The organism is Lederbergia ruris (genome assembly GCF_018332955.1).
GTDB classification, from domain to species: Bacteria; Bacillota; Bacilli; order Bacillales; family Bacillaceae_C; genus Lederbergia; species Lederbergia ruris.
Window position 1 is genome coordinate 109,030 of the sequence record NZ_BORB01000011.1, and the last position, 13,609, is coordinate 122,638.

A 13,609-nucleotide genomic window follows, 5' to 3' on the forward strand; every position below is an offset into this window, starting at 1 on the left:
CCGAAGGGATGCAGGTCACAAAGGCATGGCGGTTGACGTGGCACCTTTAGCCGTTTCATCCTCTGTTCATCCATTTGATGCTTACTTTTTTACATCTTTTTATATTTCAATCTACGCACTGAATAAGGTGCGACCTGGGGATTTAACTCCTAATCAACAACGCTTGATTATTTCAATCCACGCACCTATAAAAGGTGCGACAATATTCGAATCTACAGTGGAAGACTGGAGAAAAAATTCAATCCACGCACTCACGAGGAGTGCGACTGCGATTTCAGGCAAAATAATGCATTTAAAATGACTTTTCCGCCCAAAAAGCGCTCTATCTTATAAGTTTTAGGGAAAACTTGATTACAAAAGTGAAAAAAGGAACAAAAAATCGAGAAAATCTGGTGCGAATCTCCCAAGATATTCATGTGTGCTTATGGTTCGCACCTGATCTATCAAAATATAATGTTTTCACTTAATTAAGTTTTTCACCTTTTACTATCCTTTCTTTATTATACATCAACTTATTATTATCTTGACATTTTTGGTTAACATCAGCTGCATATTTAATTTTCACCAAAAACAGTCAAGTTCAAGCCTCAATATACTACCGCTCCACCTCAACAATTCCACTCTTGTCAACAATCTCCTGCTTCCTTCTCTTCACCACCTTATTCGCAAATATTGTAATAAGAAAAGAACAGGTAAAAGCTACTAACATAGAAATCATAAAACCTACCACATTATCAGATGCAAATGGTGCGACAAAGGAAGGTAAATAAGCTGTTCCTTTTACGTTAAAGACGCCAACTAATGCTCCGCCAATTCCCGCGGATAAAAGTGCCCCACCAAAAACAAGCTTATTGGAAAACATAAAGGGATAAGCCGATTCTACAAAGGTGCCAAAACCTAGATTGATCATAAAACCTGGAGTGGCAATGGCTGCTTCCCCCTTATCGCGTGGAGCAATGATGTTTGCAAGGTTAATGCCTGCTGCCACAATCACTAGTGAAACCATATCGACGGCACCCAAAAAACTGTTTCCGCTTTTCTCCATTTCAAGTAGGACAATTGGTAAGATTGCTGCATGATAGATTCCGCCGAGAATTGCGGGCCAAATTAATAATCCCGCGACCGCGCCAGCAAGAAGAGGACTGAATGTGACGGCCTGTTCAATCACAAGTTTTATATAATCTCCCAGCATTAAGGCTAAAGGTCCTATGAGATAGAATACTAGTAAACCTGAGAGAATTCCTGAGAATCCTCCTGCAACAATATTAACGGTTGTCATCGGAAAGCGCCATTGCACACATTTGAGAAATAAAAATTGCACGAGTAACCCTGCCCCAATTCCCCCAATCATTCCACCAATAATGCCACCATTAATTGATAATACCCCAGCAATGATACCGGCGACGATTGAGACCTCATCCAAATCAGAGACTTGCTTTGCGGCAATGGCTGCGATCACAACAGGCAAGGCTTGCAATAATAGATCAAAAATTTCACCCAAGCCTGATAATCCAGGAATTTTACTCAATGCCAGAATCAGTGCTAGTGCGATGAAGGCTGGCAAGGAGGACATCATAATTCCTCTAATATTGATTCTTTTGAATGGATTTCCCGATTTTGTTTCTGCTGTTCCCCCGATTATTGGTTGGTATTTGCTCCCCCAGAATTTGCTTAATGATGAAACAAAAGATACAGCCCTTGTGCGACTTGTCGTCCCCGTAGTACCGGATGTTGAGATCACATTAGCCCCTTTTGAAGCCGTAATGGCCATCGACGTACCACCTGTCCCAACAATTGGGATTCCTTTTTCAGCAGCCGCTAAAATCGCCTCCTTATTGCTCCCTTCAGGATCGATACTCATGGTGATCAAACCATCAATTTTTCCATTTCGAATGTCTTCGGCAATCTTAGTATCAATGGAAGCCGCCTTGTCGTTTACCTCTGTCAAAATTCCCTCAAAAATTCTCGTTGGCTTTGTTTCTTGAAGAATATATAGGGCAGCTTTGGAGTGCTTTTTCGCCGTATCCATCGAAACTTCGGCCCCAATAAATTGGACTGCACTTATATTGATGCCAGCCGAATCACACTGAATGAATATTTCCGATAGAAGCTTCTCTGGATCCTTCCCACCTAAATTGTATAAGTTTCCCCCACTACTGCCTAAAATCGCTATATTTTTCACAGGTGCTCTCCCCTTCATAAAACGAAAATCATGCGTTTATTTACTACCTTATTAGCATACTAAAGTAAAAAAGTATACATACAGTATAAACCTGAAAAGTAAAAATTTAAAGAAAAGATTTTCGTTTATCCTTTATAGAGAGCAATCCTATTTTAATTACAATTATGGGGCCCTATTCCCTTGAATGAATTGCCCCCTTTTCATCCCTCTCTAAGCCTTCCCTTCTTTCTATTTCCTCCATCTCCTCATGAGTAATCCCAAATGGCGCGCCACCGCTTGTATATCCTGCAATAAATGCAAATGTTTCATCTGAATCATATTCCATCATTAATCTCTTGTTTTCTTCATTTTCTTTTCGTCTCCTTCTTCTTTCCTTTCTTCGTTCATTATGACGTTTTCTTTTTTCAACCCATTGTTGTACTTCTTGTTTATCTTCAGGGGTAATCTTTACACCTAATCGTTTAAGTTCATTCATAGCATTTTTCGGGTTTAGGCCGGAACTTTTTGAATAGGCTTTTACGATATGATCCTCATCAACCTTTTCAATCCATTCCTTCGCTTTTATTAGGCGTTCTTTTTTGGGCATTCCCATTAACTCGCCTTTTTTCTTCTTCTTTTTTTTCATGTCGGTGATCATTGCCCCCTGTACTCAATTATTCCTATTTTCACCAAAGTACTTTTTCATTAATTTTTCAGCCTCTTTAATACCGTCTTTTGTTAAATAAACAGATTTAGCGCGAATACTTCTCCTAATAAAATCCTCATCAGTAAGTTCATTTAAAATATCAAATGGATAGCCCTTCCAGCTTCTTCGCATTTCCTGAGGCAGTTCATCCTCTTTCCATGATGTTAAATATAGCAATAACAAAGTAAGCTCTTTAATCTTTTCCTCCATTTTCCTAACAAACTCCTTTTGTTAAGTTTCGCCTATTAAAAATGTAAAAGGTATCTTTGGTTTTATAATTAAAACATACTCAATTCATACTGTTTCGAAAGCAGCTCTAATAATTTGATTCCCGCTATACTGTTTCCTTTTTCATCTAAAGCAGGACCAAAAATTCCGATGCCAAATTTCCCTGGAACTGCACCCATGATGCCACCTGAAACACCGCTTTTTGCTGGTATACCAATTTTTATTGCAAATTCGCCAGAGGCATTATACATCCCGCAAGTCACCATAAACGTTTTACAGATGCGCGCGATGTCTGTAGGAATAATTTGCTTACGGCTATCGGGATCTACCCCATCCATCGCAAAAATCATGCCAATGCGCGCTAATTCTAAGCAGTTCATTTCGATCGCACATTGTTTCGTATATAAATCCATTAACACATCGACATCTTCCTGAATCATCTGATGTTGTTTTAAAAAATAACAAAGCGCCCTATTTAAAAAGGCGGTGTCAAATTCAGATTTTGCTACTTCCTCGCAATATTGGAGCGCCGAATTATTAGTCATTTCCCTTATTAACAATAAAAGCCTGCCCAATCGCTCCTCCATACTGCTTCCTTTGATCATACTCGTAACAACAAGGGCCCCGGCATTAATCATTGGATTCAATGGTTTCGCGGGGGTCAACGTTTCTAATTTGGCAATAGAATTGAATGGATCCCCCGTCGGTTCCATTCCAACACGTTCAAACACATAATCTGGCCCTCTGTCCATTAAAACTAGTGCCAAGCTAATAACTTTTGATATACTTTGAAGGGATATTTTCCGTTCAATATCACCGGCAGAAAGGCATTGCCCATCCGGGTATTGAATCGCGATCGACAAATCATGCGGATTGGCTCTCCCGAGAGCAGGAATATAATCCGCCACCCTGCCGTCATTCGTATATTTTTTGGCTTCCTTTACTAACTCGAATAATTCATCATTTGATTGACATGGCATCATCATCACCCATATATAGTATGGGCTACTGATGGAAATATCACACGAAATTCTTCATATTCTTTAATAACTCATCATATATTCCGGAAAACTATTCGTATTTTTTATATGTTTATACATCTCCTGTAAACTGGTTCTTGGTTTGATCCCTTTTTCGACTGCCACGTCAAACTCATGGATCCAGTCCTGAGTACGTTGAAAGTTCATGATTAATTCCAACAAAATGTCTAGCTTTACCTCATCAGAGTCTACATAATGCTTTTTATAATAGGTAACCGCCTCCTGGTATTCTCCAAGCCTGCTTTGTAGCATAAATATCATCGTTACGAGATGATTCCTTTTTTCTTCCTCTTTATAGGATAACTTCCCTTTACTCGGCATTTCCTCCAGCAAGTCAGCACAGATTCGAACCGCCCTTTCTTTAAGCGGGGCATTATTCAACACCTCTAACAATGTCTGGAGTAGGGATTCATATAAAGTACTGTAATCAACATCATTATCAACGATCAGCAACAGTGAGTCGCGTATCCATCTTTCCGGCTCTTCGACTTCCCTTTTCAATAAAACCACTCTTTTTAAAAAGTCCTCTTGAGGAATATTGATCGTATGGAATGGCTCCTGGCTCGCAAATACATAATGTCCCGAGGCATAACAAAATAGGACATACAACTTTTCTAAAAGTGTCGCGCAATCCTTTGCATATTCCGGTTGATTGGCCAAATTTGTTACTTGTTCAACTAATCTTTTTGCTGTAAAACGCCAGTTGGAACGTTCTTTTTTAGGTATTAACCGATTCGGAGCGAAATAATATTGAGCATATGCATGTTGGAGAAATCGTTCCACCTCATTTTTCACTTCACTAAAATCAATATGTTGCGTGCTGTGCTTCGTTCTTTTTTTGTTTTGTTTAAACGAATCGGGGTTATCAATCAAGGAATCTATTTCCTTACTTTCTCGAACCCTCTTTGGAATCTGCTTGTACATTTCAACGATCAATGATTGCAATTCTTCCTTGTTTCGAGCTTTTATTTTTTCTCGTAGTTCACTGACTTTCAAGTTATTTCCCCCTTAGGTAGTTTTTCAAATAGCTATTAGGTCAAATGCGATCAGGATTCTATCTATTAGCAAACCAAACTGCATAATCATCTATCACTTGTCTTCCCTCATCGTTTAAGTCGATTGCTTCTAAATCACATAATGGAAAGTAAATTTTCTCCCTTCCAAGCCTTGTATGGACAATAATTCCATACTTTTCATCAATGCTATCTACAGAATGAACCTTTAACCGATCTCCTTGTTGCACAATGCTCCTAAATTCTTGGAATTCCACTATTTCCGCCATAAAAGGGAATTTTACTATTTGCGTTATACGGGATTTCCAAGCCTCCAAAATCTCCAATTCATCCTCAACATCTTGAATGACTTCTAAGATTCGTCTATCTTGCTTATGATTACTATTCCAAATCACGTGATTCCCCTTCCACCCTTCAACAACATTTATTTTAGTGTATTTGAAAAAGTAGTCATTTTCAAATGGAGACGCAGGCTAGGAAGAAACACAATATGATACATGCAATTACATTTTGGGTGTGATAAACTTGTTTTATCCATTATAGACATCTCCTTTACCTGGCATTGACTTGTGAAATTTTTGTCATTATAACGAAGAAGGAATTTTTATCATAGGTATGTAAGTGTAGTTCGTTTCTGTTCGCCGCCATAGCGTAAAGCTTTAGTCTGCGGAGTTTATTGATAAGACAACTGTTTCATTCATTACAATTTATTTTTACCATTATTTTCAGAGGAGTTCTTTTATGGTAGAGTTTTTTCAAAATTTTGATCCCATTACACAAGCGTTAATCGCTACTTTATTTACATGGGCAATGACCGCTCTTGGGGCTAGTGTCGTTTTTGCCACAAAAACTTTAAACCAACGCCTTTTGGATAGTATGTTAGGGTTTGCTGGGGGTGTAATGATTGCAGCAAGTTATTGGTCTTTACTCGCCCCAGCCATCGAAATGTCGGATGACCATGCGATGGGGAGTTGGTTTCCAGCAGCATCGGGATTTTTATTGGGTGGAATTTTTCTATGGGGAATTGATAAAATTTTGCCTCATCTTCACCCAAATACCCCCATTGGGCAAGCGGAAGGTTATTATCCAAAACAAAGAAAAAGAAGTACATTGTTAGTGCTCGCCATCACCCTACATAATATCCCTGAAGGCTTAGCAGTTGGGATTGCTTTTGGAGCCCTTGCAAACGGGGGGACGGAGGCATCCTTGGCAGGTGCTTTGACGTTAGCACTTGGAATTGGTATTCAGAATTTTCCAGAAGGCGTTGCAGTTTCCATGCCTTTAAGAGGAGAGGGAATGTCTCGCAGGAAAAGCTTTCTCTACGGGCAATTTTCAGGTATGGTCGAACCGATTGCAGCGGTGATCGGTGCATTTGCTGTTGCATTTATTGAACCTATATTGCCTTACGCGTTGAGTTTTGCGGCCGGGGCTATGATCTTTGTTGTAGCCGAAGAGGTGATTCCAAACTCACAAGAAAAGGGAAATAAAGATTTGGCTTCAATGAGTTTAATGGTTGGTTTTGTTTTAATGATGATTTTGGATGTGGCATTGGGGTAAATAGAACAAATTAGTTTTTATATTAGAGGATTCATTCTGTATCAACAAGGTTCTTTCTTTTTAATTCGCTCTATCTATAGAGTTGAAACGACTAAAAACAGCCTTGAACCCGCATAATCGCTGATTCTCTTGGCTGTTTTTGATTGTCATACTCTTTAATCCAAATTTATTATTTGACTCAAAATAACCATTAGATATCATAAAGATGTCAATAACTCCCTGAATTTTTCACTAAAAAAAACATCTGCCAAAATGATCAGCAAACACTCCCCTCATCCCAACCATTAAATTGTATCGATTGACTATTCAATAAGACTGTTTAATTTTTTTACTTCTAATTCCAATTGTTCAATTCGCTTGAATATATCCGATGAGCCTGGCTCAACATCACTTGTTCTTTCTTCTTGTTGCGATTTCACTTTATCCATACTTGTAACGAATCCCCATTCAAACCTGCTTTTCAAGCGCTCTGATATGGCAAGGATTTCTTTTGGGGATCGTGTAGAAGAAATAACAATCTGTTTTGATTGTTCGTAAAGTATATTAAAAATATGGAAGAATTCTTCCTGTGACTGCTCTTTTCCCGCTAATAGATCGACATCATCCAAAATCAATACATCCACTTGATAAAATTGATTCCTAAATTCGATCTGCTTATTTTTAGCAATACTATTAATAAAAGCATTCGTAAATTGAGAAGAAGTGAAATAAATAACCTTTGCATTTTCCTTATATTCTAATACTTTATTGCCGATTGCATGCAATAAATGTGTTTTTCCTGATCCCGTTGGACCGTAGATAAACAATGGATTATACGCTTTTCCCGGAGCACTTGTTACAGCTTCAGCTACTGCAACTGTGAGTTGATTGCCTGAATCTATTGTGAAATTTTCAAAGGTGAAAGAGGGATTTAAATGCGTTATAAAGTCAATGTCGTCTACTAAGGTGCTTTCCTCAAATAAATGGTTTTTCAGTAAACGGTAAAGTTCCTTTTTTTCCACCATATCCAAGGGGGTAATTTGCAGCCAAATGTCCAAAATCTTATTCTTAGTATTTTTAAAAGAAGGTTCGGATTTTTCATTCTTTATAAAAGTTAGTTCAGGCTTTTCATTTGTAATGTTTTCTATCGTTTCTTCAATGATTGATCGATAATTTTCCTCAAGCCAAAGTCGTGCAAAATCATTATTCGTTGTAATGATCCATTTATTCCCCTCACGAAATGCCATTGTATCTTTAAACCATGTTTCAAAGGATGATTTATTTATTTGATTACGAATGGAACCCAGAATACTAGCCCAAACCCCATCTCTAACTTTCACGAAAATCACTCCCTATTCATTTTTTAGTAAATTAATAAGTTCCTCTTTCGTTTCATTTGGTAGGATCTCAACAAATTTCTGTAAGCCCATATTGTATAAACATAGTAGCAGCATTTTTTCCCTCTCATTGTTGAATGGAAGAAAAACGCCGTCTATCACTTCTAACTTATTTTCTGCAGGTGTGTATTTTGAATATATTTCGTAATGAACTGATCTTGGTTCTTTTCCTAGATTAAGCATAAAAACATCTCCCTAAAAAAGAATAAAAGAGAAAGCCGGGTAAGGACAGTGCACAGGCATTAATACCCATTCCCTGTCCTTGATGTTTCGTCCTATTACGCATTTTTGATTTTAAAAATTTCTCTTTCATGTTCTGATATTTTTTTATCAAAATATTCCAGATCTTCTTTAGTGGCAAGTGTTTCAAAATGGGATATGGTTTCTGAGTGGTATTCTAATAATTTTCCTGTTTGCTTGTGGATAGAATTTTGTTTTGATTCAAGATTAGATAGACGTTCGTCCATTTTAGCCATGTGTGTGGTTGTTTTTTGTTGTTCAACTTTTAGTGTGGAGACATCTTCTTTGAGGTTTGAAACATCAGTTTTGAGAGTCGAGATGTCAGTTTTTATCTCTTTTATTTCCACAAGGATTTGATTTAATATTTTTTCGGACATTTTTCTTTCACCTCCCTTTTTAATAATAGTTTTCGCATCTTTTGTTAAAAAATAGAGGCGTATAAACCAATTGTACTACAAAATTCAACATTTTCAAACATAGACTGGGTGAAGCCTGTCTCCAATAAATGCTGGTACATCGTAGCATCAAAAAAATCGGCATTTAACCGATTTTTTTAAGAGAACATGAATATTTTCAATTAACTCTCTTTCTCCTCCATTAGATCAACACTACGCTGTTCATCAAATGTTAGCACTTCCTCCACCTTTTGTTCAGGCTTACCGTAAATTTCTTTTGCTTTATAGGAATGAATGGTTTCATACATCATTTGAACTTGTTTAAAAATATCTTTTTCTGTTTCGTTTTTATTTGGTGACCAATATAAAATTTCTAAAGCGAACGGTTCGCCCGTCACTAAAGACCTGGCTTTAAAGCCAATTGATTGAGCATGAATAAATCCCTCACGATTGTAAAAACGTAATCTTTTTTCCGTATCAGAATCATCGTAATCAATTGGTTCTACCTCTAATAGAATGGGCTTATTTTTCTTTTTCATTTTTTCAATTAATGTATGCCCAATTCCTTGACCTCTTGTTTTCGACGATACCCAGATATAATCAATAAAAACAAAATCGCTAAATTCTGCATACATCATTACATGGTTTGGTCCTTCATCTTTACGGTAAATATTTCCTTTTTCGCTTAATAGTGTGTCCATATGCTCTTTGGATTTCATTTCTTCTGCTGGAAAGTATTTATTTAATTTATTGTACCAATTCATTAGATTACTCCTTATCATTTATTTACTCGATAGTATCTACAAAAAGTTCATTTTCACACTTAAAATATTAATACATTCAGACCTTCTGGTGCTTCCTTCAAACTGGCAATAGAATTTCATAAAAATACGACGGCACTCTAATCAGGGCACCGTCAGATTATTTAAAAAAGGAGTATATGGAAGCAAGTTTAATCAACAAAACGAATCAGATATTTTGCGTACTTTGCTTCGTTTTTTTGTGGTACTTTTATATTTTCTCGAAGTTCACTGACCTTCATACGGATTTTCTCCTTCATTCCTAACTTTCAAACTCATTTTCCATAAAATTATCAACAATTATTAACAAATCATCCATGCTGGATAGGTATTCTTCATATCGCTTTTTCTTACCCATAAAAAACATCTCCATTAAATACGTATAAATCGAAAACGAGATTGACAACGGGATCAATCAAAACACAAATGTCGAATAACTATACCCGCTGATTACCTGCTTAAGCCGTTGATTGATCTTTTCTGAATTCAAATTTCTTTCCTTTTGATTCTCTGCCCATACTTTCATTTCATGATAGCTTGGATGTTTTTCATTTTCCATGATTCTTATATATTCTTCAAAGCCCCATGCCCCGCCCACATCTTCAGGTGGTCTTTCTCCATTTCCTTCTAGAAATGTTACTTGGAACGTCTTAGACTTTACGTTCTTTTCAAACTTTATGGTATGCTCCCAAGAGTCTCCGAAATCATACTCATAAGTGACTTCACCAAATTCCGGTAAAATCTCTTCAAGTGCGACAAATCTCTCCTGTAGCATTTCAAAATCATCAAAATTAAAATATTCCATCGTTTCCGGATCGTCATCCATCACAATTTTTAAAGACTTGTTTTTCGATCCTTTTACAGTAAATTCATGCAAGTGATAGTTTTGCCAATCAAAAACCGTTTGTATGATGTGATGAAGATGTCTGAAGGAATAAGTTGAGGGCACAAGAACCCGTCTCCAAATGTCATGACCCTCAAGATTGATTTGTATCTTCAATTGGTATAGATCGATATCAAGAACCTCATCAACACCTACATGTTCATCAATACCAAAAATAGTAACTAAACTTTCAAGTGTTTTTTCGACAGGATAGAATGAATCATTTGCTCCCGACAATTGAATAAACCTACCTGCTACGATGCTTATATACCTTTGAATTCTTGATTTTTCATCTAAATATTCGTTCATAAATTCAATATCACGCACGGCGTTATTCATCTTTGCCACCATACTTCTATTAGCTGTTTTAGAAAAAGATATTTCACCAGCTTTAGCCATATAAGCTTCAATTACTTCTTTGCGCACACCTTCCATACGAAAAGCCTCGGAAATTGCCTCATATATTAATTCTTTTATTTTTGAAAAATCCTTACTACTTGGTCTGTATATAACGACTGGATATCTTGTTTCGTTATTCATCAAAACAATTGCTTTTCTTCTATTAATACTGACAAGGTTGGCGTGCCAGGCTAAAAAACTTTTCGGGAAATCCTCATGGCCTTCTGGAGAGGCTAGTTCGGTTCCCTTTATTCCTATCTTATCAAGCAAGGTTTTCGTACATTGGATTAACATGGATTTCACCCTTTTCACGTTATTTCGAATTTCTATATTTTTAAAATCAATAAATCATAACGAATTACCTTCCAAATTCTTTATATACTTTTTCATTAATTCTTCAGCCTCTTTAATTCCATCATTGGTTAAATAAACGGACTTTGATTTTTTACTTCACACGATCCGCGGCATGAAAAAAGTTAAATGCGGGCTCGCCCTGTGTATCACACTGGTAGTATGTAGGCGATAAATATTACTCCAACGAAATCTCCACGACATCATCCAAATATTTTGTTGTACTATATTCATAAATCTCGAGCCTTTTAGGAATCACATTCTTTTCGGCATTGTCATTGTGTAACTTTATGTTTTGAACGGTAAAGAAATAACGCGACTGCTCGACTCCTTCATATACGAAAGGATTATTCATATCGTATTCGATGCCATTTTTATCAACTACTACACCGTCAGAATTCACCTCCATTGAACTAATTTCTTTTGCATCTTCATCCACAACATTGAATTGAATCCACTCGTATTCTCGGTTCGCAATTTCATGATTGCTTATGACGACTTCGGTAGGATCTCCCACTTCTACCTTGTCGATTGTGATTGTGCTGCCTGCATATTCAAAGGTCTGAGGATATTCATTAGTGTCATCCAGGTCGATCGTTTTTTGGTCTTCAACGGTTAGTTGAACAGATTGGAATTGAACGTTCACATTTTTTGGTTTTTTTCCAAAAAATGGGGAAAAGGATGTTTGAAAAGTAAGCCCATTATGATATGAAAGATAACTGCCATATGGATTCGCTTCCATCACTTTATTATTTATTGTTAGGTGATCAAAATTAAGAAATTCGATTCGCTTCTCTGGCAGTTCGTCATGGATCGCAACATCCAGAATCGTCGCTGTTGGGGCAATCGTTAGTTTATCAAACCGAATTGGCATCCCCTCGACTTCTGTTTCTTGATCCAATTCATATTCAATAGAGGGCTGTTTTGTTACGGGAATCTCGAAGTTCCACTCTCCTGCTGCATATTCACCGTCACTGTAGGCAGTAACACCATTCTGATCAGAGGAATCACGCATCAATCTCTGAAGCGTTTTGATTTTAAGTTTAATGGTCCCTTCATCCCGTGTTAATGGCAGTAGACTAATCTTTCCTTGGTATACGTTCTTTTCTTTATTATTTAGATCCGATGTAAGATCAGGAGGGTAGTACCTAGGGTATATATTATGATTCATGAGTTCGTATTCATTCTCCACGAAAACGCCGCCATTATAATTCAGCATATATTGGTTGCCTTTAGCTGTATCTTCTATTTCATAAAAAACAAGTGTTTGAACATCATCAGCAATCGCGCTTTTAATCTTAATTTTTACCCCGTTGCTTTCCGCTTCCAGGTTCAGCCTTTCACCCAGTCTCTGTTGTAGAAAGGCACGCAATTCCTGATCCTCTTCTGTCCATGTGTAGTATAGGTTAGTAAATGACCCTGTAAAAACTCCTACGCCTATTAATAACGCGCAAACACTTGCAATAACAAGTCCGATTCTTTTACGTTTCTTGTTCTTCTCTCGTCTGTGCTTTTCCTTTAAAGCTATCCTATCTTTGACGTTCTCCATGAAACCTGCTGGCACATGGAAATCCTCGATTTTTTTAGTAAAACTTACCATGACATCCCGAAAGGTCCTTAAATCCTCCTGACAGTTTTGGCAATGATAAAGATGCATCTCGAAATCAATCTTCTTCGGCCGATCCAGGTTTCTTTCCAAGTAATCAATGTAATTCTTATGATACTCTTTACAGCCATTAAAGGACGACCCATCCCCCATCTCCTTTCGGAGTGACTGTATTCCAGAAAACAAAAGCTCTTTAAACTTTTCCACGGAAACTTGGAGAAAATGTGCCGCCTCCTCCTGAGAGATTCCCATTATATAGGTAAGGACCACCGCTTCTTTCTCATCCGCTTTCAATTGATCGAGAGCTTTAAATAAATCCTGACTCGGTTCACCTTCCTCAGAAACTTGTAAACTCCTATCATCAGAAAGCTCTCGGCATGTATGTATAAAAATTGATGTTATCCACATTTCGAATGATGTTTCCCCGTTAAATCGAGGCAATTCCTTGTGTACTTTTATAATCGACCGGTAAAAAACCTCTTCCAATTGCTGCGGATTTCTAAGATAACACCGACCAAGTGTATAGAACGATTGTTGATGTTGCTCGAACCAATCAACAATAGATTCCATGCCTTTTTCTCTTATCGTAGTGATTGACATAGGATCTATTTTTACTGGGATCATACATGTGTTTCCCCCCTTTCTTTGTAGCTACATATTTAACTCTAAATCGTTTATTCCTATTATAGCGTGATTCATCTCTTTAATAAACTTGCATCAAGCTGTAGTTTGAGTCAAGTATTTGTGGGCAGAAATTTTCGCCCTTTAATTTTGTAAGCACTCTCATACTTTCAGGGTTCTCCAAAGTCGACTATTTTTCCATTTTTAAAAACCGGACAGCTCTTTTAAAGCAC

The 13,609-nt window shown here is 37.2% G+C and carries 13 protein-coding genes and 2 pseudogenes; 2 read left to right on the top strand and 13 right to left on the bottom strand.

All coding sequences use genetic code 11. The features are described from left to right. Positions 1-25 precede the first annotated feature (25 nt). Positions 26-301, top strand: coding sequence for a hypothetical protein (locus tag KI363_RS08385; protein ID WP_212966091.1), 276 nt, complete (start codon positions 26-28; stop codon positions 299-301). 294 nt (positions 302-595) lie between these two features. On the opposite strand, the gene KI363_RS08390 is transcribed toward KI363_RS08385, so the two are convergent. The 6 genes from KI363_RS08390 to KI363_RS08415 form a co-directional block, all read right to left on the bottom strand. After that, positions 596-2,182: a PTS sugar transporter subunit IIABC family protein gene (locus tag KI363_RS08390; protein ID WP_246516812.1), complete on the bottom strand. Its 1,587-nt coding sequence runs from the start codon at positions 2,180-2,182 to the stop codon at positions 596-598. 172 nt (positions 2,183-2,354) lie between these two features. Further along, a complete protein-coding gene (locus KI363_RS08395; RefSeq protein WP_212966093.1) occupies positions 2,355-2,807 on the bottom strand; it encodes a hypothetical protein in 453 nt (150 codons plus the stop codon). Between the two features lie 24 nt (positions 2,808-2,831). Beyond that, complete coding sequence (locus KI363_RS08400; RefSeq protein WP_212966094.1) at positions 2,832-3,077, bottom strand: DUF6429 family protein; 246 nt, start codon at positions 3,075-3,077, stop codon at positions 2,832-2,834. A gap of 68 nt (positions 3,078-3,145) precedes the next feature. Next, positions 3,146-4,075: a glutaminase A gene (gene glsA, locus KI363_RS08405; RefSeq protein WP_158323368.1), complete on the bottom strand. Its 930-nt coding sequence runs from the start codon at positions 4,073-4,075 to the stop codon at positions 3,146-3,148. 63 nt (positions 4,076-4,138) lie between these two features. Then, positions 4,139-5,131 (bottom strand): hypothetical protein, encoded by a 993-nt coding sequence (locus KI363_RS08410; RefSeq protein ID WP_158323367.1) that lies wholly within the window; start codon positions 5,129-5,131, stop codon positions 4,139-4,141. 58 nt (positions 5,132-5,189) lie between these two features. After that, positions 5,190-5,543: a calcium-binding protein gene (locus KI363_RS08415; RefSeq protein ID WP_191967530.1), complete on the bottom strand. Its 354-nt coding sequence runs from the start codon at positions 5,541-5,543 to the stop codon at positions 5,190-5,192. Positions 5,544-5,889: 346 nt separating this feature from the next. Here KI363_RS08415 and KI363_RS08420 point away from each other — a divergent pair, with 346 nt between their 5' ends. Continuing rightward, a complete protein-coding gene (locus KI363_RS08420) occupies positions 5,890-6,705 on the top strand; it encodes a ZIP family metal transporter (protein ID WP_212966095.1) in 816 nt (271 codons plus the stop codon). A gap of 425 nt (positions 6,706-7,130) precedes the next feature. Here KI363_RS08420 and KI363_RS22520 read toward each other — a convergent pair. The 7 genes and pseudogenes from KI363_RS22520 to KI363_RS08450 form a co-directional block, all read right to left on the bottom strand. Beyond that, a pseudogene (locus KI363_RS22520) lies at positions 7,131-7,619 on the bottom strand (DnaA/Hda family protein); the annotation flags it as partial. A gap of 222 nt (positions 7,620-7,841) precedes the next feature. Continuing rightward, a pseudogene (locus KI363_RS22525) lies at positions 7,842-8,033 on the bottom strand (DnaA N-terminal domain-containing protein); the annotation flags it as partial. A 3-nt stretch (positions 8,034-8,036) separates the two neighbouring features. Then, positions 8,037-8,264: a hypothetical protein gene (locus KI363_RS08430; protein WP_158323363.1), complete on the bottom strand. Its 228-nt coding sequence runs from the start codon at positions 8,262-8,264 to the stop codon at positions 8,037-8,039. A gap of 95 nt (positions 8,265-8,359) precedes the next feature. Continuing rightward, positions 8,360-8,698 carry a hypothetical protein gene (locus KI363_RS08435; protein ID WP_158323362.1) on the bottom strand — a complete coding sequence of 113 codons (339 nt, stop codon included), beginning with the start codon at positions 8,696-8,698 and terminating at the stop codon, positions 8,360-8,362. A 200-nt stretch (positions 8,699-8,898) separates the two neighbouring features. Further along, positions 8,899-9,480 carry a GNAT family N-acetyltransferase gene (locus KI363_RS08440; RefSeq protein WP_158323361.1) on the bottom strand — a complete coding sequence of 194 codons (582 nt, stop codon included), beginning with the start codon at positions 9,478-9,480 and terminating at the stop codon, positions 8,899-8,901. Positions 9,481-9,931: 451 nt separating this feature from the next. Further along, complete coding sequence (locus KI363_RS08445) at positions 9,932-11,092, bottom strand: plasmid pRiA4b ORF-3 family protein (RefSeq protein ID WP_158323360.1); 1,161 nt, start codon at positions 11,090-11,092, stop codon at positions 9,932-9,934. Between the two features lie 235 nt (positions 11,093-11,327). After that, positions 11,328-13,379: a sigma-70 family RNA polymerase sigma factor gene (locus KI363_RS08450; protein ID WP_212966096.1), complete on the bottom strand. Its 2,052-nt coding sequence runs from the start codon at positions 13,377-13,379 to the stop codon at positions 11,328-11,330. Positions 13,380-13,609 lie beyond the last annotated feature (230 nt).

Coding starts and splice junctions, on each gene's coding strand:
- KI363_RS08385 (WP_212966091.1), top strand. CDS start 26: ATGGCGGTTGACGTGGCACCTTTAGCCGTTTCATCCTCTGTTCATCCA.
- KI363_RS08395 (WP_212966093.1), bottom strand. CDS start 2,807: ATGAAAAAAAAGAAGAAGAAAAAAGGCGAGTTAATGGGAATGCCCAAA.
- KI363_RS08400 (WP_212966094.1), bottom strand. CDS start 3,077: ATGGAGGAAAAGATTAAAGAGCTTACTTTGTTATTGCTATATTTAACA.
- glsA (WP_158323368.1), bottom strand. CDS start 4,075: ATGCCATGTCAATCAAATGATGAATTATTCGAGTTAGTAAAGGAAGCC.
- KI363_RS08420 (WP_212966095.1), top strand. CDS start 5,890: ATGGTAGAGTTTTTTCAAAATTTTGATCCCATTACACAAGCGTTAATC.
- KI363_RS08430 (WP_158323363.1), bottom strand. CDS start 8,264: ATGCTTAATCTAGGAAAAGAACCAAGATCAGTTCATTACGAAATATAT.
- KI363_RS08435 (WP_158323362.1), bottom strand. CDS start 8,698: ATGTCCGAAAAAATATTAAATCAAATCCTTGTGGAAATAAAAGAGATA.
- KI363_RS08440 (WP_158323361.1), bottom strand. CDS start 9,480: ATGAATTGGTACAATAAATTAAATAAATACTTTCCAGCAGAAGAAATG.
- KI363_RS08445 (WP_158323360.1), bottom strand. CDS start 11,092: ATGTTAATCCAATGTACGAAAACCTTGCTTGATAAGATAGGAATAAAG.
- KI363_RS08450 (WP_212966096.1), bottom strand. CDS start 13,379: ATGATCCCAGTAAAAATAGATCCTATGTCAATCACTACGATAAGAGAA.